This window comes from Streptomyces sp. NPDC040405, from assembly GCF_055595765.1.
This window is the reverse complement of the sequence record NZ_JBVIVI010000005.1, coordinates 664,493-684,731: the sequence shown is the minus strand read 5'-3', so window position 1 is coordinate 684,731 and position 20,239 is coordinate 664,493. Positions and strand designations below refer to the sequence as shown.

General features: G+C 72.3%; 14 protein-coding genes. 3 read left to right on the top strand and 11 right to left on the bottom strand.

From position 1 onward, the window contains the following. On the top strand, window positions 1–224 hold a 224-nt coding region (locus tag ACZ59A_RS24370; RefSeq protein WP_470961746.1), incomplete at its 5' end, for a hypothetical protein. 263 nt (window positions 225–487) lie between these two features. Here ACZ59A_RS24370 and ACZ59A_RS24365 read toward each other — a convergent pair. Both ACZ59A_RS24365 and ahcY read right to left on the bottom strand, forming a co-directional pair. Continuing rightward, window positions 488–1,102: a hypothetical protein gene (locus ACZ59A_RS24365; protein WP_468052715.1), complete on the bottom strand. Its 615-nt coding sequence runs from the start codon at window positions 1,100–1,102 to the stop codon at window positions 488–490. Window positions 1,103–1,217: 115 nt separating this feature from the next. Continuing rightward, a complete protein-coding gene (gene ahcY / locus ACZ59A_RS24360) occupies window positions 1,218–2,675 on the bottom strand; it encodes an adenosylhomocysteinase (RefSeq protein ID WP_468052714.1) in 1,458 nt (485 codons plus the stop codon). Window positions 2,676–3,118: 443 nt separating this feature from the next. Here ahcY and ACZ59A_RS24355 point away from each other — a divergent pair, with 443 nt between their 5' ends. Next, complete coding sequence (locus ACZ59A_RS24355; RefSeq protein WP_470961742.1) at window positions 3,119–5,251, top strand: fructose-specific PTS transporter subunit EIIC; 2,133 nt, start codon at window positions 3,119–3,121, stop codon at window positions 5,249–5,251. 320 nt (window positions 5,252–5,571) lie between these two features. Here ACZ59A_RS24355 and ACZ59A_RS24350 read toward each other — a convergent pair whose 3' ends face one another. The 7 genes from ACZ59A_RS24350 to ACZ59A_RS24320 form a co-directional block, all read right to left on the bottom strand. Next, window positions 5,572–6,492, bottom strand: a complete 921-nt coding sequence (locus ACZ59A_RS24350; protein WP_470961739.1) for a cation diffusion facilitator family transporter — start codon at window positions 6,490–6,492, stop codon at window positions 5,572–5,574. A gap of 95 nt (window positions 6,493–6,587) precedes the next feature. Beyond that, on the bottom strand, window positions 6,588–7,781 hold the full coding sequence (gene manA / locus ACZ59A_RS24345) for a mannose-6-phosphate isomerase, class I (RefSeq protein WP_470961736.1): 1,194 nt from the start codon (window positions 7,779–7,781) through the stop codon (window positions 6,588–6,590). Between the two features lie 76 nt (window positions 7,782–7,857). Further along, a complete protein-coding gene (locus tag ACZ59A_RS24340; RefSeq protein WP_470961733.1) occupies window positions 7,858–9,177 on the bottom strand; it encodes an SIS domain-containing protein in 1,320 nt (439 codons plus the stop codon). Window positions 9,178–9,263: 86 nt separating this feature from the next. Next, window positions 9,264–9,449: a Trm112 family protein gene (locus ACZ59A_RS24335; protein WP_468052708.1), complete on the bottom strand. Its 186-nt coding sequence runs from the start codon at window positions 9,447–9,449 to the stop codon at window positions 9,264–9,266. Window positions 9,450–10,256: 807 nt separating this feature from the next. Continuing rightward, window positions 10,257–11,621 carry a phosphomannomutase/phosphoglucomutase gene (locus ACZ59A_RS24330; RefSeq protein ID WP_470961865.1) on the bottom strand — a complete coding sequence of 455 codons (1,365 nt, stop codon included), beginning with the start codon at window positions 11,619–11,621 and terminating at the stop codon, window positions 10,257–10,259. 127 nt (window positions 11,622–11,748) lie between these two features. Continuing rightward, window positions 11,749–13,365: an L-lactate permease gene (locus ACZ59A_RS24325; protein WP_470961862.1), complete on the bottom strand. Its 1,617-nt coding sequence runs from the start codon at window positions 13,363–13,365 to the stop codon at window positions 11,749–11,751. Between the two features lie 172 nt (window positions 13,366–13,537). After that, window positions 13,538–13,999 (bottom strand): DUF3499 domain-containing protein, encoded by a 462-nt coding sequence (locus ACZ59A_RS24320; protein WP_470961730.1) that lies wholly within the window; start codon window positions 13,997–13,999, stop codon window positions 13,538–13,540. Window positions 14,000–14,340: 341 nt separating this feature from the next. Between ACZ59A_RS24320 and ACZ59A_RS24315 the strand changes: the two genes are divergently transcribed. Next, window positions 14,341–14,784 carry a metallopeptidase family protein gene (locus ACZ59A_RS24315; protein ID WP_470961859.1) on the top strand — a complete coding sequence of 148 codons (444 nt, stop codon included), beginning with the start codon at window positions 14,341–14,343 and terminating at the stop codon, window positions 14,782–14,784. Window positions 14,785–14,847: 63 nt separating this feature from the next. Here ACZ59A_RS24315 and ACZ59A_RS24310 read toward each other — a convergent pair whose 3' ends face one another. Together ACZ59A_RS24310 and ACZ59A_RS24305 are read right to left on the bottom strand one after the other, a co-directional pair. Beyond that, window positions 14,848–16,374 carry a DUF5719 family protein gene (locus tag ACZ59A_RS24310; RefSeq protein ID WP_470961727.1) on the bottom strand — a complete coding sequence of 509 codons (1,527 nt, stop codon included), beginning with the start codon at window positions 16,372–16,374 and terminating at the stop codon, window positions 14,848–14,850. Then, window positions 16,371–20,234, bottom strand: a complete 3,864-nt coding sequence (locus ACZ59A_RS24305; protein WP_470961725.1) for a glycosyltransferase family 2 protein — start codon at window positions 20,232–20,234, stop codon at window positions 16,371–16,373. Before ACZ59A_RS24305 ends, ACZ59A_RS24310 begins: the two co-directional genes overlap by 4 nt. Between the last annotated feature and the right edge of the window lie 5 nt (window positions 20,235–20,239).

Sequence of the window (20,239 nt, the reverse complement as noted above, 5' to 3'; positions counted from 1 at the left end):
CGGTCGAAGACCGTATGGACGGGGTATCAACATATCTGGCGTTGACTTTTAGCACGCTGTTGAGTTCTCAAGGAACGGACGCTTCCTTTGAAACCATATCACCGGTTTCTCCGGGCTTTTCCCTCCAGTGCCTTCCAGCCTTTCGGCTTTCCGGCCTTTCGTGTTTCCAACCTTACCAGATCCGTTTTCCGTTCCGTTTCCGGTCCGAATTCCGTTTCCGGTGACCTGTTGGGGGCCTTTGCCTTTCGGCTGTCCTTGACTTTAGCAGAGTCGCATCGGCCGACCTAATCGGCTTCGCGATTACTTGCGGGGGTCAAAGTGCTCCGTTGGAATTGCCTTCACAACGAAGCTTTCTAGATGCCAACGGCTGCTGAGCAACGTACCACGCCGCTCATCGCAACCGTTAAAATCTACCTCCCCACATGGCCCGTGTCAACGGGTTTCGGGGAGATGAACACCGTACCAGGTCAGCGGAGCGCTCCGCACATCACCCGAAGGACGACGGCGGGGTCTCCAGCTCCTCCAGCTCGATGCCCGGCGCCGCGAGCACCACGTCGCCAGCGAGATGGACCGTGTGCTGCTCACCCGTGTCCAACTCGCTGACCTGGTATTCGTCCACGGTGAGCGGGCCGAGGTCGGTGGAGTGCACAGTGCTGCCGAGCAGTGCCCAGGACTGGTCGACGGTGCGCGGGGCGAGGACCGGGTCGGTGAACGCGACAAGGCGAACGCGTACCGGCGCCGTGCCGGGTTCGAGCCGGAGCATGCGGGAGAGGGCGACGAGGAAGGCCGGGGAGGTGCCGGTGAACGCGTGGGCCTGGGTGTTGCCCTCGGTCGCGTGCTCTCCGGACGGATCCGTACGGACCCAGGTCACGCCCTCCATCGCGCCGCCGCGGATGCGCCAGCTCGCGGCGTGCAGCTCCAGGCGGAGGGGGCGGCCGAGTTCATCGAGAGTGAGGTCCACGGAACCGGCGTGCTCGCCGGAGGGCGAGGTGCGCTGGGCGACGTAACGCCATCCGCTGGGTCCCGGCGCACAGTGGAAGTGCTCTTCGCCGAGGGGGGCGTGGTCGTGTGTGTCGTGGAGGGAATAGCGGCCGCGGGGCATGGTGAGGTCCTTGACGAACTCGGGCCCGCCCGGCCGGGACGGCGCGGACGGGCCCTGGGGCCCCGCCGGTGGGGCGGGGCCGGTGTGACCGGCGCTCAGGTCCGGTCGGGGGCGATCAGTAGCGGTAGTGGTCGGGCTTGTACGGGCCCTCGACCGGGACGCCGATGTAGTCGGCCTGCTCCGTGCGGAGCGTGGTCAGCTTGGCGCCGAGCGCTTCCAGGTGGAGCCGGGCGACCTTCTCGTCCAGGTGCTTGGGCAGCACGTACACGTCGGTCGGGTAGGACTCGGGCTTGGTGAACAGCTCGATCTGGGCGATGGTCTGGTCCGCGAAGGAGTTGGACATCACGAACGACGGGTGACCGGTCGCGTTACCCAGGTTCAGCAGACGGCCCTCGGAGAGCACGATGAGCTTCTTGCCCTCGGGGAACGTCCAGGTGTGAACCTGCGGCTTGACCTCGTCCTTGACGATCCCGGGGATGGCCGCGAGACCGGCCATGTCGATCTCGTTGTCGAAGTGGCCGATGTTCCCGATGATCGCCTGGTGCTTCATCTTGGCCATGTCGGTGGCCATGATGATGTCCTTGTTGCCCGTCGTGGTGATGAAGATGTCCGCCGTCTCCACCACGTCGTCCAGGGTGGCGACCTGGAAACCGTCCATCGCCGCCTGCAGCGCGCAGATCGGGTCGATCTCGGTGACGATGACCCGGGCACCCTGGCCGCGCAGCGACTCCGCGCAGCCCTTGCCGACATCGCCGTAGCCGCAGATGACCGCGACCTTGCCGCCGATCAGTACGTCGGTGGCGCGGTTGATGCCGTCCACCAGGGAGTGGCGGCAGCCGTACTTGTTGTCGAACTTCGACTTCGTCACCGCGTCGTTGACGTTGATCGCCGGGAAGAGCAGGGTGCCCTCGCGGTGCATCTCGTACAGGCGGTGAACGCCGGTCGTGGTCTCCTCCGTGACACCGCGGATCTCGGACGCGAGCTGCGTCCACTTCTGCGGGCTCTCCGCGAGGGTGCGGTTGAGCAGCTGGAGGACGACGCGGTGCTCGTCGTTCTCGGCGGTGGCGACGTCAGGCGCGGCGCCGGCCTTCTCGTACTCGACGCCCTTGTGGACGAGGAGGGTGGCGTCGCCACCGTCGTCCAGGATCATGTTCGGGCCGCCGGTGGGGGTGCCCGCCCAGGTCAGCGCCTGCTCGGTGCACCACCAGTACTCCTCCAGGGTCTCGCCCTTCCAGGCGAAGACCGGGATGCCCTGCGGGTTCTCCGGGGTACCGGTCGGGCCGACCGCGATCGCGGCGGCCGCGTGGTCCTGGGTGGAGAAGATGTTGCAGGAAGCCCAGCGGACCTGCGCGCCGAGCGCGGTCAGGGTCTCGATCAGGACCGCGGTCTGCACCGTCATGTGCAGCGAGCCGGTCACACGGGCACCGGCCAGCGGCTGGGATGCGGCGTACTCCTTACGAAGCGCCATCAGGCCGGGCATCTCGTGCTCGGCGAGGGTGATCTCCTTACGACCGAAATCAGCCAGGGAGAGGTCGGCAACCTTGAAGTCCTGACCGGTGTCGGCTGTCGTCATGAGTGCTGCTCCTCATCGATCGGTTGCGAGCGAGAGTGTTTCGGGGCTGGCCTGCGGGCAGCGGGCACTGTGTGTCCGGGTGTGTGTCTGATATCGGACACACGTGTCCCCTTTGCTCGCAGCGCGCAGTCCGTCGGAGGCCCTCTCTCCCTCGGCCGACCCGCGAAGCGGGCCGCCCGACCGCCATCAGCAGCGACGTCTGGCTCGGTCACGAATCTACACGCTGGGCGGGGTGAGCCCCAGCCCGCGGGGGTGTTCTTCAGCCCACGCCGCGGGCCGGGGGCCTTGTGCCGTGCGACTGCCTCGGCGCACCGCTTTGATCCCGACCGCGGGTATTGCAGGATGCCGCTGGCACGGGGACGCTTGCACATTCCCGCGCTGCTCCGCGCGTTGACGGCGTTGTCGACGCTGCCGAGGAAGCTGATCGTGACAAGGAGAACCACGTGACCAGTCCAGCCGATCCCCCCAGTGGTGCGGGGGCCAGCGACAGTGCGGAGACCGGCGGTCCGGGGCTCAGACTTCTCGCGGTGACCGCCTGTCCGACGGGCATCGCCCATACCTATATGGCCGCCGAGAAGCTGGCGCAGGCCGCGGAGTCGCTCGGTCATCGCATGAAGGTGGAGACACAGGGCTCGATCGGGGCCGAGAATGTACTTTCTGACAACGATGTCAGCGAGGCTGACGGCATCATCATCGCCGCCGACAAGGACGTCGACCGCAGTCGGTTCGTCGGTAAGAGGGTGCTCGTCGTCGGGGTGGCCGAGGGGATCCACCAGCCGGAGCGGCTGATCGAGCAGGTGCGGAACGCGCCGGTGTACGGGGGCGGTACGGCGGGGTCGGGGTCGGGGTCTCGGTCGGGTTCCGGTGGGGCGGTCGCCGGTGGCGGGCGTAAGGGGCGCGGCGTCACGTACAAGGCGCTCATGAACGGCGTCTCGTACATGATCCCGTTCGTGGTGGTCGGCGGTCTGCTGATCGCCGTCTCGCTCGCGCTGGGCGGCGATACGACGGCCAAGGGGATCGTCATCCCCGACGACTCCTTCTGGAAGACCGTCAACGACATCGGCAGCATCGGCTTCCAGCTGATGATCCCCGCCCTGTCCGGCTACATCGCGTACGCCATCGCCGACCGGCCCGGGCTGGTGCCCGGCATGGTCGGCGGCTGGATCGCGGCCCATGGCGAGCTGTACGACAGCGAGGCGGGCGCCGGGTTCATCGGGGCGATCGTCACCGGCTTCCTCGCCGGGTATCTGGTGCAGGGGATCAAGAAGGTCCGGGTACCGAAGTTCGTCCAGCCGATCATGCCGATCATCGTGATCCCGATCGTGGCGACCTCGGCGCTCGGCCTCTTCTTCATCTACGTCCTCGGCAGGCCCATCGCCTGGGTCTTCGAGAACCTCACCGACTGGCTCGGCGGGCTGACCGGGACCAGTGCGGCGCTGCTCGGCATCATCCTCGGGCTGATGATCGCGTTCGACATGGGCGGACCGGTCAACAAGACGGCGTTCCTCTTCGGGGCCGGGCTGGTCTCCAAGAACCCCGAGGTCATGGGCGCGTGTGCGGCGGCCATTCCGGTGCCGCCGCTGGGGCAGGGGCTGGCCACGCTGATCCGTCGCCGGATGTTCGACGACCAGGAGCGGGAGACCGGGCTCGCCGCGCTCTTCATGGGCTTCTTCGGCATCACCGAGGGTGCGATTCCGTTCGCCGCGGCGCGGCCCGCGCTGGTGATCCCGGCGAACATGCTCGGCGGTGCGGTGGCCGGGGCCATAGCCGGGCTGGCGGCGGTCGAGGACAGCGTGCCGCACGGAGGGCCCATTGTGGCGGTGCTCGGTGCGGTGAATGGGGTGCCGATGTTCTTCGTGGCTGTGGTCGTCGGTACGGCCGTTACGGCGGTGGCTACGGTCGGGTTGATGTCCATGGGGACGTCGGGGACGTCGGGGACGTCGGGGACGTCGGGGACGTTGCGGCGGGGTGGTGCGGAGCCGGCGTCGGCCGGGGTGGCTGGGGTGGCTTCTGCTGTGGCCGAGCCGGTGCTCGTGGGGAGTGGTGCGGGTGGTGCCGTTGGTAGTGCTGCGGTCGTGGCGCCTGCGGAGCCTGCGGGGTCTGCGGAGCCTGTCGATGGCGGGGTGCTGTCCGGGTATCTGACCGGGCAGACCGTCAAGGAAGAGCTGGCCGCCGACCGTAAGGACGATGCCATCCGCGAGATGGCCGACCTGCTTGCCGCCAGCGGCAAGGTCGCGGATGCCGCGGAGCTGGTGCGGGCCGCGTTCGCCCGCGAGGAGCAGGGCACCACGGGTCTCGGCGAGGAGATCGCGATCCCGCACGCCAAGACGGACGCGGTGACCGCCCCGGTCGTCGGGTTCGCCCGGTCCTCCGAAGGCATCGAATGGGGCGCGCCGGACGGTACGAAGGCTCGGCTGGTCTTCATGATCGCGGTGCCGGAGGCTGCGGCGGGCGATGAGCACCTGCGGATTCTGGCGCTGCTGTCGCGGAAGTTGATGGTTCCGGAGTTCCGGGAGCGGTTGGTGGGGGCTGCGGATGTGGGGGCGATCTTGCGGGTGTTGGGCGAGATCGCGTAGTGGGTGGGCGGGGTGGGTCTTTCCCCACCCCGCCCCTTCCCGAATCCGGGGCTCCGCCCCGGCCCCCGCCGGGGCTGCGCCCCTGGCCCCACGGCGCCGCGCCCCGGTCCCCTGGCCGGTCAGGCCCCGCGCCGGTCAGGCCCCGCGCCGGTCAGGCCCCGCGCCGGTCAGGCCCCGCGCCGGTCGCGGGGCTACGCCCCTGCCCCCTTCTGGGCCCCGGAGGGCCGTCGCAAGGCTGCGCCCCTGGGGCCTCGGTGTGGTGGGGCATCGGCGGGGGCGGGAGTGGGATCGCCCCGCCTGGTGGGGCGGGGCGATCGGGCTCAGGGCTGGGGGGTTCGGAGGATGTCCGGTTCCAGGTAGATCACTCGGGCGATCGGGACCGCCTCGCGGATGCGGGCTTCCGCTTCGTCGATCGCGCGGGCCACGTCTGCCGCGCTGTCATCGTGCTGGACCGCGATCTTGGCGGCGACCAGGAGTTCCTCGGGGCCCAGGTGGAGGGTGCGCATGTGGATCAGGCCCGTGACGGTCTGGCCGTCGACGACCGCTTCGCGGATCTTGGCGACCTGGTCGACGTCCGCCGCCTCGCCCAGCAGGAGGGACTTCGTCTCGGCCGCGAGGACGAGGGCGATCAGGACCAGCAGGGCGCCGATGCACATGGTGCCGATGCCGTCCCAGATGCCGTCACCGGTCAGGAGGGCGAGGCCGACGCCGCCGAGGGCGAGGACGAGGCCGACCAGGGCGCCGAGGTCCTCCAGGAGGACGACGGGCAGTTCGGGGGCCTTGGCGCGGCGGACGAACTGGGTCCAGGTCAGCTTGCCGCGGATCTCGTTGGATTCCTTGACGGCCGTACGGAACGAGAAGCCCTCCGCGATGATCGCGAAGATGAGCACGCCGACCGGCCAGTACCAGTGCTCCAGCTCATGCGGGTGCTTGATCTTCTCGTAGCCCTCGTACAGCGCGAAGACGCCACCGATGGTGAACAGCACGATGGAGACGAGGAAGCCGTAGATGTAGCGCTCTCGGCCGTAGCCGAAGGGGTGTTCCGGGGTCGCGGCGCGCTTGGCCTGTTTGCCGCCGAGGAGCAGCAGTCCCTGGTTGCCCGAGTCGGCCAGCGAGTGCACGCCTTCGGCGAGCATCGACGACGAGCCGCTGAAGGCGAACGCCACGAACTTGGCTACGGCGATGGCCAGATTGGCGCCCAGTGCGGCAACGATCGCCTTGGTTCCGCCTGATGCACTCATATGTGCCGAATGTCCCTTTCCGCTCTTGGCAGTTTTGCTTGAGCTTTACTGCCGTACGGCGGGCCATTGTTCCAGCCCGCCGCGGGAGCCTGACGTCAGGCGGTCAGTGTGGCCCTGAACACAGTGCCGTCGCCGGTCACGGTGATGTCCTCGCCCGCCCGTACGAAGGCCGATTCGCCCCGCGCCAGACGTAGTTCATCGTCACCGCGGAGCGAAACCTCGCCCGCGACGCACAGCAGGATCTGCGGGCCGGAGGAGGGGAGGGTGCGCGGTGCGGCGCCCTCCGCCAGGACGTAACGGGAGAGCCGGAACTCGTCGATGGGGGTGGCGTACAGCTCCTCGCCGGAGGGGTCTTCCTCGGGGCGCAGTACGGCCGGGGCGTCGCTCTCGAAGCGGACGATGCGGAGCAGTTCGGGGACGTCGACGTGCTTGGGGGTCAGACCGCAGCGCAGCACATTGTCGGAGTTGGCCATGATCTCGACGCCGAGTCCGTCGAGGTAGGCGTGCGGGACGCCCGCGCCCAGGTACAGGGCCTCACCGGGCTGCAGCGTCACGAAGTTGAGCAGCATCGCGGCGATCACGCCGGGGTCGCCCGGGTAGTGGCGGGCGATGGTGGCGTACGCCGCGTACGCCGGGGCGTGCGGGCCGTCGAGCGCGCCCAGCCGTTCGGCGGCGGCCGCGGCCTGGTGCACGGTCTCGGCTATGGCCTCGCGGTCGGCGGTCAGCACGGCCGTCAGCACCTCGCGCAGGGCGCGCGACTCGGGGTGGGCGTGCAGGATGTCGACGTACGGCTTGAGCGAGTCGACATCGAGCCCGGCCAGCAGCGCGGCGGCCTCGCCCGGGTCGCGGAAGCCGCACAGCCCGTCGAACGGCGTGAGGGCGCAGATCAGCTCGGGCTTGTGGTTGGCGTCCTTGTAGTTGCGGTGCGGGGCGTCCGCCGGGACTCCACGGGCCTCCTCGTCCGCGAAGCCCTCCTTCGCCTGCGCGAGGTCCGGATGCACCTGGAGGGAGAGCGGCGAGGCCGCGGCGAGCACCTTGAGGAGGAACGGGAGCCGCGGCCCGAAGGCCCCTACGGCGCCCGCGCCCAGCTCGCGCTCGGGATCGGCCGCGATCACGTCGGACAGCGCGACGGAGCCCTCGCCCCGGTCGAGGCGGGACGGCGCCCCGGGGTGTGCGCCCATCCACATCTCGGCCTGCGGCTCGCCGGTCGGCGGGGTGCCCAGCAGCTCGGGGATGGCGGTGAGCGAGCCCCAGGCGTAGGGGCGCACGGTGTTGACGAGGCGGTCCATGCGGTGCGGTTCCTGACTGTCCGGGCGTGGGGATGCCGATTTCCGGCGCGGGCCGTTCATGGCCTCGCGTACGGACTCAAGTTCTATCCGCCGCAGCAAGCGCGAGGTAAACGGCGGCGAAATCCGTGATGGCGAGAAGTTCGGCCGCGCGCTCCAGTGTGCTGCCTTCGTCCGGTTCCAGCTCGCTGAACGCCGTCTCGTGCGCCAGCGCGAGTTCGCGGGCCGACGGCACGGCCGAGACGGGGCCCACCGGCTCGTCGTGCAGCAGCACGATCCGGGCGCGCAGCGCCTCCGGCTCCTCCACCCGGTCGCGGAAGAAGTCATCCGGGTCGGCCCCGCCCGCGAAGGCCCCCGCCAGCAGCGTGCCGTGCGCGGCCAGCGCGCCGGGCAGATCGGCGGCGAGCGCGGGGCGCCCGGCGAGCGTCGCGAGCAGCCCCGCGAAGCGGCGTCCGGTCGCGGCGGCCACCGGGCCCTCGGTCCACAGCAGCGGCAGCGCCCCGGCCAGCTCGGCCGCGAGAGTCTTCGCGGGGTTGGTGTACGTGGCGATGGCCGGGCCGCAGCGCTCGGCGACCCGGTCCAGCCGGTCGGCCACCTGCTGGAGCGCGGCGGGCGGCGCGGCGACCAGGCCGATCCGGTCGACGAGCATCAGCAGCGGCGTGAGCAGCGCCCACAGCGTGCCGGGCAGGGCGGGGCCGGTGACCTCGTCCGGTGCGGTGCCGGGCGGCTCTATGTGCGGCGGGGTGGTGTGGCGTGGGTGCGCGCCGGTGGGGGCGGGCTCGCCCAGGGCGCCCTCGGGTGGGGGGCCTTCGGGCCGGGTTTCGGGCGCGGTGGGTTCGGGGGCGGTTTGGTTCGGGGTGGCCTCGTCGCGCCCGGGCCCTGCGTACGGCGAGGCGGCGCCGTACGAGGACGTGGCCAGCGGCACCATGAGGCCGCGCGCCTGCGCCACCGCGCCCGCCAGCGGCGAGTCCCCCGGGGCCACCGCGACCAGCGCGCAGCCCCGGCGGTACGCCTGCTCCACGAGGCGCGGCAGCCCCGGCTCCGTACCGTCCGGCGTCGCGATGACCAGCAGGTCCAGCGGGCTCGCCCAGCCGGGCAGCGCCCAGCGCAGTGCGCCGGGGGCGGGTGCGACGCCGGTCGGGCCGATCAGGCTCACCGGGATGTTGCCGCCGCTGAGCGCGCCGAGGAGATCGGCGGTGCAGCTTCCCGCCGCCCCTGGGCCCGCGACCAGCACGGCGCGTGGCCGTCCGTCCGGCTTGAGGTCGGCGACGCCCGCCTCGGCGGCGTGGCGGGCTGCGGTACGGACCCTGGCGCCGGATTCGGCGGCCCCGCGCAGCAACCCGCGGGTGTCGGCCCGGGCGAGGGCCTCAGGGGCGTCCAGGAGGGATTCGTCGAGCATGGAGCTACGGCCTCCGATCGCCGTGGGCGGGATGCGGCGCGGTGCGGTGCGGTGTGGCGCAGCGCGGCGTGGTGCCGCCTGCGTCGTCAGGCCGGGCGGCGCGCCTCGTCTACGAGCAGGACCGGGATGCCCTCCCGGACGGGGTACGCGAGACCGCATCCCTTTGCGTCCGTGCACACCAGCTCGGGGGTCTCCTCGGCCTCTTCCTCGCTGAGCGGGGCGTGGCACGCCGGGCAGGCGAGAATCTCCAGAAGACCGGCTTCGAGCGGCATGGGGCGTCCCTTCGGATGTGGTCCAGCCGGAGGTGGGTCCGGCGTGGTCAGGGTACCGCTGGGGTCGGCCCTGTGGCGGCCGGTGGCCCTGCCCTTGGGCTCCGCCGCGGTGGGGTGTGGCGGCTGTGCGCGGGGCTGCGGCGGGGTGGGGGCTTTCCCCCACCCCGCCCCTTCCCGAAACCAGGGGCGCCGCCCCCGGCCCCGCTCCTCAATCGCCGGAGGGGCTGGGTGGTGGGGCATCTCCGCCCCCGGCCCCGGTTGCGGGGGCTCCGCCCCTCGACCCCGCTCCTCAAACGCCGGAGGGGCTGAGTTGTGGCCCCTGCTCCGGAGGCGCCGGAAGGGGGGGGTCAGGCACCGGGGGGCTGGGGGCGTCCCCGCTCCTCAGGCGCCGGAAGGGGGTGGGGGGTGGTCCCTGCTCCTCAATCGCCGGAGGAGTTGGGTGGTGGCCCCTGCTCCGGAGGCGCCGGAAGGGAGTGGGGGCGTCCCCGCTCCTCACGCACCGGAAGGGGCCGGGTGGCGGCCCCCGCTCCTCAGGCATCGGAAAGGGCCGGGTGGCGGCCCCCGCTCCTCACGCCCCGGAAGGGGTGGGGGCGGCCCCCGCTCCTCAAACCCCGGAAGGGGTGGGGGCGGCCCCCGCTCCTCAAACCCCGGAAGGGGTGGGGGTGGCCCCGCTTCTCAGGCGGGCGAGGGGGCGGGGCTTGGGCCTCGTGTTCTTCCTCGGCGCTCGGGGGCTGGGAGCGTAGCGGCCTCGGTGGGGGCGGTGGGCCGCTCCCCCCGGGGGGGAGCGGCCTGGGCTTCGTGGAGGGGTCAGGCTCGGACCGTGGTGAGGACCTCGTCGCGGATGTGGTCGGCGGTCTTGCGGTCGCGGGCTTCTACGTTCAGGCGGAGGAGGGGCTCGGTGTTGGAGGGGCGGAGGTTGAACCACCAGTCGGCGCTGGTGACCGTGAGGCCGTCCAGCTCGTCCAGTTCGATGCCCTCGTCCTTGCGGCCCTCGTAGGCGGCCTTGACGGCCTCCATGCGGCCGGTCTGGTCGGCGACGGTGCTGTTGATCTCGCCGGAGGCGGCGTAGCGGTCGTACTCCTCGACCAGCTGCGACAGGGGGCGGTCCTGGCCGCCGAGGGTGGCCAGGACGTGGAGGGCGGCGAGCATGCCCGTGTCGGCGTTCCAGAAGTCGCGGAAGTAGTAGTGCGCGGAGTGCTCGCCGCCGAAGATGGCGCCGGTGCGGGCCATCTCGGCCTTGATGAAGGAGTGGCCGACGCGGGTGCGGACCGGGGTGCCGCCGTTCTCCTTGACGACCTCGGGGACGGACCAGGAGGTGATGCAGTTGTGGATGACCGTCCCGCCCGGGTGCTTGGCCAGTTCGCGGGCGGCGACCAGGGCGGTGATCGCGGAGGGGGCCACCGGCTCGCCGCGCTCGTCGACGACGAAGCAGCGGTCGGCGTCGCCGTCGAAGGCGAGGCCGAGGTCGGCGCCGGTCTCGCGGACGCGGGCCTGGAGGTCGACGATGTTCTTGGCGTCGAGGGGGTTGGCCTCGTGGTTCGGGAAGGTGCCGTCCAGCTCGAAGTAGAGGGCGTCCAGCTCCAAGGGGAGCCCCTCGAAGACGGTGGGGACGGTGTGGCCGCCCATGCCGTTGCCCGCGTCCACGACGACCTTCAGCGGCCGGATGGCCGTGAGGTCCACGAGGGAGCGCAGATGGGCGGCGTAGTCGGTGAGGACGTCGCGCTGGGTGAGGGTGCCGGGGTCGGTGGCGGGCTCGGGGGCTCCGGTCTCCGTCCACTCCTCGACCAGGGCGCGGATGTCGGCCAGGCCGGTGTCCTGGCCGACGGGCGCGGCCCCGGCCCGGCACATCTTGATGCCGTTGTACTGGGCGGGGTTGTGGCTGGCCGTGAACATCGCGCCGGGCAGGTCGAGGAGGCCGCTGGCGAAGTAGAGCTGGTCGGTCGAGCAGAGGCCGATCTCGGTCACGTTCACCCCGAGGGAGGCGGCCCCGCGGGCGAAGGCGCGCGACAGGCCCGGCGACGAGGGGCGCATGTCATGGCCGACGACGATCGCGGCCGCGCCGGTCACCCGGGCGAAGGCGGCGCCGAACAGCTCGGCGAGCGGTTCGTCCCACTGGTCCGGGACCACACCGCGGACATCGTACGCCTTCACGATCTGCGACAAGTCGGGCACAGCCAACCCCTTCTCGAGGTCCTTCTTGGAGGTCTCCACGGACGGTGTCCACGGACCTCAAAACCTACCCTTCGCACCTGGGCGGCAACTGTGAGGCCCGTCGCGCGGCGCGGTTCCGGAATCCGGATCACGGCAGCATCCAGCCGAGCAGGAACGACGACTGCGCGACGACGATCAGGCACATCAACAGCAGCAGCCCCAGACTCCACGGCAGCACCTTCCGCAGCAGATCCCCCTCACGCCCCTTGAGCCCCACCGCGGCGCACGCGATGGTCAGGTTCTGCGGGGAGATCATCTTGCCGAGGACGCCGCCCGAGCTGTTGGCGGCGGCGAGCAGGTCGGGCGAGAGCCCGGACTCGCGGGCGGCGGTGACCTGGAGGGCGCCGAAGAGGGCGTTGGCGGAGGTGTCCGAGCCGGAGACGGCGACGCCGAACCAGCCGAGCACCGGGGAGAGGAAGGCGAGTCCGGCCCCGGCCGCGGCGACGAAGTGGCCGATGGTGGCGGCCTGTCCGGAGAGGTTCATGACGTACGCGAGGGCGAGCACCGAGGTGACCGTGAGAATCGCGTGCCGCAACTCTCGTACGGTGGCCGCCCACTCCGTCAGCGCGTCGCGCGGGGCGACCCGCAGAACGATGGCCGTGGCGATGCCCGCGAGCAGGACGAGGGTGCCGCCCGTGGCGACCAGAGGGAGCGCGAAGAGATTGCCCCCGACCGGCTTCCCGTCGGGTGCGGCGACGTTCAGGAACGGCCAGTCGATGGTGCGGGTGGCCTTGGCCAACAGGTCCTTGACCGGGCCGATCTGGGCTATGGAGAAGATCGCGACGATGAGCGCGTACGGGGCGTAGGCGCGCAGCACCTCGGGGCGCGGGTCCTCGTGGTCCAGGTCGTCGCTGCGCACGCCGGTGAGGACGGCGGCGCGCACCGGCTCCTCGGCGGGCCGCCGGGCGGCCGGTACGGCGACGAGCGCGGCGGCACCGACGAGCGCGGCGGCGATGTCGGCGAGCTGGACGGAGAGGTAGTTGGAGACGGTGAACTGGGCGGCGGCGAAGGCGGTTCCGCAGGCGAGCGCCGGTACCCAGGTCTCGCGCAACCCACGTCGGCCGTCGACCAGCACGACCAGCAGCAGGGGGACGACGAGGGCGAGCAGCGGGGTCTGCCGTCCGACGACGGAGGCGACGGAGTCCAGCGGCAGCCCGGTGACTTGAGCGAGCGTCACCACAGGGGTGGCCATGGCGCCGAAGGCGACCGGCGCGGTGTTGGCGACGAGCGCGACGACCGCGGCGCGCACCGGGTCGAAGCCGAGCGCCACGAGCATGACCGCGCAGATGGCCACCGGCGCGCCGAATCCGGCCAGGGCCTCCAGCAGCGCGCCGAAGCAGAAGGCGATGACGAGGGCCTGGATGCGGGGGTCGTCGGAGAGCCGCCCGAAGGAGCGGCGCAGGACGTCGAAATGGTCGGTGCGGACCGTCATCCGGTACACCCACAGGGCGTTGACGACGATCCACATGATGGGGAAGAGCCCGAAGAGCGCGCCCTGTGCGGCGCTGGAGACGGTCTGGCCGACGGGCATCCCGTACGGAAGGCAGGCGACGAGGACGGCTACGGCGAGGCCAAGGGGCCCCGCGTAGTGGGCGCGCATCCGCACCCCGCCGAGCAGGGCGAGGACGGTGAGGAGGGGGAGGGTGGCGACGAGGGCGGAGAGGGTCAGTGAATCGGCGACGGGCTCCAGCTGCTGCACGAACACACGGGCCTCCTGGGAATCCTGGAAGTCCAGATCCGTGATGCGGAAATGGAGGACTCGGGGTCCAGGAATGGTCATGCGCGTGAAGAGTTCGCGTCAATGCCCGGGAGGGAAGTGATCGATTGTGCCGGAAGTTGTCCGTGCGTCAGCAGGAGTCGGAGAACCGCGGGAAGGATCAGGAATCCGGTGAGCGCAGGACGCGCAGATGGCCGCGGCGGGCGACCTCTCGGGGATCGGCCTCCCGGCCGCTCTGTCCGCCCCCGCCCGCGGAACCGGGGGCCCCGGGTCCGCCTGCCGCACCGGCCGCGCGCTCCTGCGGGCGGGCCGCCTCGCGCACCGCGTTGGCCAGGGCTTCCAGATCATCGCTGCTCGGCCGGGGCGGTCCGGTGTCGACGGCCAGCCGGACGACCTCCCAGCCGCGCGGGGCGGTCAGCCGCTCCGAGTGCTCCGAGCACAGGTCATAGCAGTGCGGCTCGGCGTAGGTGGCCAGCGGTCCGAGAACCGCGGTCGAGTCCGCGTAGACGTACGTCAGCGTCGCGACGGCGGGGCGGCCGCAGGCGGTGCGCGAACAGCGACGTACAGGGCTCACGACGTTGGACGGTACCGCACTCTTGAGCGGGCCGCGACGACTCTCCACCAGCTCACTCCGCCGTGTCGTCCCGGTTCGCCCCCTGCGTCCCATACGTACACTTCCCCGCTGACCAGCGCGGACATCGGGACGACCGAGTGCCGCCAAGGACGATTCCGGTCAGCAGTCGAACCGAGAGGGGTCATCCTGAGGTGCGAAAGCAAGCTAAGAGAGATCCGTTTATGGGCGCAAGCATGGCCGGAATGTTCATTAAGTGACATTGGACATGGCTTCCGAGTAACCGCGTGCCGGGGGCCGGGCGACGGCTACCCTCGTGAGTGATGACCAGGCCCGTACCCTCCGACCAGTCCGAGCCGCGGCCCCGCCGCCGCGACCGGCACGGCCGGGGCATGCGCGGTCCGATCGCGCCGCCCCAGGTACCGCTGTCGGTCAGCCGCGCCGAGTCCTTCATCGATCTTGTGCAGGATTCGGCGGACCGGCTGGAGAGACGGTGGCCGCAGCTGTCGGGAGTCGACTTCACGGTGCTGGAGGTGCCGGTCACCGGCGTCGGCGGAGGCTCCGACGGGGCGTCCGGGCATGGGCTCGACGGACATCCGGCGCACGGCCCCGGCCTCACCGACGGATGGGACGGTGAGTCCGTACCGCTCGGGCGCTTCATCGCGGCGCGCGGCGACACGCCCGACCGGATCGTGATCTACCGGCGCCCGGTGGAGATCCGTACGAAGAACCGCGACGAGCGCGCCCTGCTGGTGCACGAGGTCGTGGTCGAGCAGGTGGCGGAGCTGCTGGGGCTGGAACCGGAGTCCGTGGATCCGCGGTACGGGCAGGAATAAGAGCCCGGCGGGCGAGGGCCGATGCCCTCGCCCTCGCGCTCGCCAAGATCCCTACGAAGATCCCTAGCGGTTCAGTACGGACAGATCCTGCGTCGCCTGCGGGACCTCCACCGTCCCCCGGTCGTCCGGCAGGGACTGGATCGTGAAGGCCGGGACGCCGCCCTGCGGGACGGACAGCATCCGGGAGGCGTGGACCGGGCCGCCCGAGAGGCGTTCCACGGTGACGGCGTACTGCCCCTTGGCGCCGGACGGCTTCGGCGGGGTGACGGTCTTCGTGGTGCCCCCCTTGACCGTGTAGGTCTCGGTGGCCGGGGTGCCGCCCCCGGTGCCCGCCGAGGCGGTGACGCGGACCTTCGCGGTGGCGCCCGGGGCGACCAGGGAGAGGGTGGAGCCCTTGGCGCGGTTGTCGGCGGCGGTGGCGGAGCGTTCGATGGCGCCGGTGGCGGGGATGAACGCCGTCTCCTGGTCGCTTCCCTTGCCGCGGGTGACCTGCAGCCCGGCGACCACGGGGGTGTCCGGGCCCTCGCCGCCCTCCGGGGTGAGCAGCAGCGAGCCCGGTTCCCCCTTGGTGACGTCGCCGAGGTCGATCGCCGCGCTCATCCCGCTCTTGACGTGCAGCGACTCATGTCCGGCCGGGGTGATCGAGCTGGTGGCCCCGGCGAGCCTCACCTTGAGGTCCGCGTCGTCGGCGCCGGGCGCGAAGACCACGAGGCGCGCCGAGGTGGCGTCGGACGGTATGCCGGGGATCGCGACGCTCGTGGCGGGCACCGCTGAGGCCGGGATCCAGTCGCCGCCGCGCTTCTCGTCGGCGGCCTGGACGGCGGCGCCGACCCGTCCGCTGCGGGCCGTCACATGGAGGGAGACACCGTTGGCCTTCTGATCGGTGAGGGTGGACAGCAGCACCGGCACGGTGGACCGGCCCGGGACCGTGATCGACTCGTCGGTCGTGGACTTGAGGCGGCCGTTCGGGCCGAACATCGTGAGGTCCACCTCGGCGGCCCGGTCGTCCGGGTTGGTCAGATGGACGAAGTCCTGCCGGTCCTTGTCGGTGGACACGCCGGGGAACCAGAAGTCGGTGTCCGGGGCGGTGCACGCCGTGCCCATGAGGCCGCGTCCGCTGCCCGCGTCGATCTCGGTGGTCTGCTGCACGCTCCAGCCGGGCGCGAGCGGGCCGTCGGCGGTGCCGATGAGCGCGGGGGCGCCCGAGCGGTCGGTGTCGGTGGTGACCGGCGTGCCGGGCCGCTTGAGCGGCAGGACGGGCTTGTCCCCGCCCTTCCCTCCCTCGGCGCTGTCGTCCTCCTCCGACACGTCGTCAGGGGCGCTCTGGGCGGGCAGCAGTTCGGCCGTCCCGCTCCCGCCGCCCGCGCCGCCGCCGGTCCGCTTGGGCGTGTACCCGGTGTACGTCGTACGGCTCACGTCGGAGGAGCTGGGCGCCGGGCACAGCAGCGTGGAGCGCTGGACGGGCAGTCGGCTGGCGGCCTTGGCCGCCGTGCCCGCGTCGTCCGGCGAGCCGCCGGTGAGGGATGCCACTCCGGTGACGGCGGCCAGCGCCGTGGCCGCGCCGATCAGGGACAGGGTGGTGCGGTTCATCGCTGCTGATCGCTCCCGTCAGTGCGGCCGTCGGGGTCGGCGCCGCCGTACGTCGTGTCGCCCTGGGCGGGGTACGTGCCGTCGGGGTAGGGCTGCTGCTGGTCGTAGCCGTACGGATCGGCGTACGGATCCGCGGCGTACTGACCGGCGGCGTACGGATCGGGGTACTGACCGGCCGCGTACGGGTCCGCCTGGTACGGGGCGTCCTGGTACTGCCCCTGCTGCGGGTACGGATAGCCGCCCGGGTACTGGTCGGCCGGGTACTGCCCGTATCCGGCGTCGGTGTACGGCTGCTGCTGCGCGTCCCACTGCCCGTACGGCTGCTGCTGCGGCTGCTGCGGGTCCATCTGCCGCGGATCCGGCTGCTGCTGCGGAACGAACGGCTCCGGGATGAACACCGGCGGCTCGGCGGGCGGAGTCGGCGGTGCGGGCGGCGGGGGTACGTCCGCCGCCGCGTCGCCGCCGCCGTCCGCCGGGGCGTCCCGCGGCGCCTCCGCGGCCTGCGCCGCCTCCGCGGCGGCCCGCAGCCGCCGCGCACGGCGTCCGTCGCCCGCCAGGTCCTCGGCGGTGATGGCGGTGGCGGAGGCCGCGGCCTCCGCCTCCGGCAGGTCGTCGTCCACGTCACGGCGGCGGCCCGGCAGCGCGAGCACCAGCAGGACGACCGCGAGCAGCCCCTGCGCCCAGACCCACACGGTGTGGGTGAAGGGGGTGTCGTAGGTGAGGTCGAGCCGTCCGCCGTTCGCCGGGAGTTCGAAGCCCTGCGCCCAGCCGTCGAGGGTCTTCGCCGTCAGCGGCTTGCCGTCCAGCGTGGCCGTCCAGTCGGCGGTGGCCCGGTCGGCGAGCCGCAGCACGCGCCCGTCCGCGCCGTCCGGGATGGTGGTGTGCGCCTCGACGGGGCCGGACGCCACATGCACCGGCACGGCCGGCGCACCGCGCCCCTGGGAACCGGAGCCGGGCGGGACGATGGAGACCCGCGGGGCCCGCTGGTCGAGCCGCCACAGGGTGCCGCCGGCCTCCCTGCTGAGCTGGGTGAGTCCGGGCGTCGCGTTCAGCACGCGCGTCACGTCGCGCGAGGCGCCCTGCTGTACGTAGACGTAGCGCACCGCGTAGGCGCTCAGCCGGGCGGTCTGGTCGGCGCCGGAGCCCGCGACCAGATGGGCCACGACGTCGTCGAGGCGGGTGTCGGCGCCGCCCGCGGCGGCGAGTTCGCCGTCGCCGAGCCGGGCGCCGGAGCCGCGCACCAGGGCGTAGTCGGTGCGGGCGTCGCCGCCGGTGAGCACCAGGGTGCGGGACTGGTCCGCGTCCGCGCTCTCGGCGGCCACGAACGCGGGGACCTGGGAGGGTTCGCGCCGGGAGACCGGGCCGTCCGCGCCGGTGACCATCCAGCTGACGGCGGCGTACAGCGGGGCGGCGGCCGAGGCGACGGCGATGAGGAGCGCGACCGGCTGGCGCCAGCCGAAGCTCTGCGCCGCCACGCGCTCCCGCGCGCCCTCGGCGCCGACCACGGCGGCGGTCAGCAGCGCCAGGCCGTAGACGAGGGTCGCGGGCCCGGCCCAGGCGGAGCCGTTGCTGAGCGCCGCGAAGAGGAACCCGGTGAGGGCCACGGCCCAGGCCGTACGCACCGCCAACTGCCGTTCGCCGCGCATCAGCGCGGCGAGCGCGGCCAGCACGAAGCCGATCAGCAGCAGCGTGCCGCCGCCCTTGGGGCCGCCGGGGCTGAGCGCGAGCAGATCCAGGGCGGACGCGGAGCCGCTGCCGCTGTCGAGCCCGGCCTCCTTCAGGAAGCGGACCGGGTCGGTGAGCAGATCGACCGACCAGGGGGCGAGCACCAGGAGCGGGGTGAGGACGACGGCCAGGAAGCGCAGCCCGTACGCCACGAGCGGCTCGCCCTGCCGCTGCCGCAGGACGAGCACCCCGGCGGACAGCAGGAGCGCGATCGGCCAGACGACCGGCGTGAACGCCATGGTGAAGGTCAGCAGCAGGGCGTACGCCCATGCCGCGCGCCAGCTCGGCAGCCTGCCCCTCGTACCGCCCGCGCGGAAGCCGCCCGCGGCGGCCGCCGCCCGCGCCATCAGCGGCAGCAGGACGGCCAGCACCGCGGTGCCCAGGCGCCCGCCCGCGAGCGCCCCGGTGGCGGCCGGGAGGAAGGCGTACGCGACGCTCCCCCAGGCACGCAGCAGCCGGGACTCGACGAGCGGCCGGGAGGCGAAGTACGCGATGAACCCGGCCAGCGGCACCGAGCAGACCAGCAGCAGGGTCAGGGTGAATCCGGTGCTGCCCAAGAAGACCGTGGCCAGGGCGGCGAGGGCGGCGAGATACGGCGGTGCGCTCTGGGTGCCGCCGGTGCCGACCGGGTGCCAGCCGTTGACGTAGCTCGCCCAGAGGTCGGTGACGTGTCCGGGGACGGGCAGCAGGTCGCCGCCCGCGAGCGCGCCGGTGCCCAGCAGTTCCCGGCAGGCGATCAGCGAGACCACCAGCAGGACGACGAACAGCATCGGGCCCGGCTTGCGCGCGATCCGCTTGATCCGCGCGAACTGCTCGATCTGCAGGAAGTCGGCGTCGTCGTCGGACGGCCCGGACTCGACGGCGCCGTGCCGACCGCCCGAGGACAGCTCGGGCTCCGACCGTCCGCCGAAGTTGCTGGCGATCTGCTCGACCGTGGCCCGCACGGTCGCGCCGGAGGGCGGGAAGAGCGGCCGCAGCTCGCTCGCCTCGGTCGCCGGGCGGCCGCGCCGTTTGCGCGCGGCGCTGATTCTGCCGGGCCGCAGCAGCGTGCCGGACAGGCCCGTGACCTCGTCCAGCGCCTGGCCTGGCACCTTGCCCACCAGATAGGCGAGGGTGCGCAGCAGGGTGCCGAGGACGACGCGCAGCATCACATAGGGCAGCAGCGCGCCCCGGGTGTTGACCAGCAGGGTGTAGACGGCACCGGCCTTGTCGACGCGGTGCGGACCGGCGACCGAGCGGCCGACGCAGTCGATGGGGCGCCGCTCGCGCGCGGACGCCTCGGCGTGCCGCAGGGAGGCGTCCGGCGCGACCAGCACCTGGTGCCCGGCGGCGTGGGCGCGCCAGCAGAGGTCGACGTCGTCCCGCATCAGGGGCAGCCGGGGGTCGAAGCCGCCCAGCTGCTCCCATACGTCGCGGCGCACCAGCATGCCCGCGCTGGAGACCGAGAGCACCGGCCGCACCTGGTCGTGCTGGCCCTGGTCCTGTTCGCGCCGCTCCAGACCGGTCCAGCGGCGTCCGCTGCGGGCGATGCTGACGCCCACTTCGAGCAGCTGCTTGCGGTCGTACCAGCCGCGCAGCTTGGGGCCGATGATCGCGGCCTGGCGGTTGGCCAGCAGCTCGCCGTCGGCGACCCGCAGCAGCTCGTGGAGCGCGTCCGGGGCGGGTGCGCAGTCGTCGTGCAGCAGCCACAGCCACTGGATGGGCTCGCCGTGCGGCAGCTCCGGCATGTCGTACGCGTCGTCGCGCCAGGTGCGGTTGACGGGGTCCCAGCCGCTGGGGCGCTTGAGGTACGGCAGCTCCTCGGGGCTCAGTACGGGGGCACCGCGGACGGCCTCGGCGACGGCCGTACCGAAGCCGCTGCGGCGCGCCAGGTGCAGGACCCGCTCCTCGCCGAGGGCTTCGGTCAGCAGCCGGGCCGACTCGTCGGCGCTGCCGGTGTCGGCGGCGACGACGCTCTGCACGGGTCGCTCCTGACCGAGCAGGCCGGACAGCGCGTCGGGCAGCCAGCGGGCGCCGTCGTGCGAGACGAGCACGGCGGTGACGACATGGCGCGGGAACTCAGGTGCCGGTTGCGCGGTGGCAAATCCGGCGGAGGCGGCCGGGTGTGGGGCCGCCGAGTGGCTGTGCACGGACATCGAGG

Bases quoted from the DNA above. Each gene is read 5' to 3' on its own strand.
- manA (WP_470961736.1), bottom strand. From the start codon at position 7,781: ATGGACCGCCTCGTCAACACCGTGCGCCCCTACGCCTGGGGCTCGCTC.
- ACZ59A_RS24335 (WP_468052708.1), bottom strand. From the start codon at position 9,449: ATGCCGCTCGAAGCCGGTCTTCTGGAGATTCTCGCCTGCCCGGCGTGC.
- ACZ59A_RS24315 (WP_470961859.1), top strand. From the start codon at position 14,341: ATGCGCGGTCCGATCGCGCCGCCCCAGGTACCGCTGTCGGTCAGCCGC.
- ACZ59A_RS24350 (WP_470961739.1), bottom strand. From the start codon at position 6,492: ATGAGTGCATCAGGCGGAACCAAGGCGATCGTTGCCGCACTGGGCGCC.
- ACZ59A_RS24365 (WP_468052715.1), bottom strand. From the start codon at position 1,102: ATGCCCCGCGGCCGCTATTCCCTCCACGACACACACGACCACGCCCCC.
- ACZ59A_RS24310 (WP_470961727.1), bottom strand. From the start codon at position 16,374: ATGAACCGCACCACCCTGTCCCTGATCGGCGCGGCCACGGCGCTGGCC.
- ACZ59A_RS24305 (WP_470961725.1), bottom strand. From the start codon at position 20,234: ATGTCCGTGCACAGCCACTCGGCGGCCCCACACCCGGCCGCCTCCGCC.
- ahcY (WP_468052714.1), bottom strand. From the start codon at position 2,675: ATGACGACAGCCGACACCGGTCAGGACTTCAAGGTTGCCGACCTCTCC.
- ACZ59A_RS24340 (WP_470961733.1), bottom strand. From the start codon at position 9,177: ATGCTCGACGAATCCCTCCTGGACGCCCCTGAGGCCCTCGCCCGGGCC.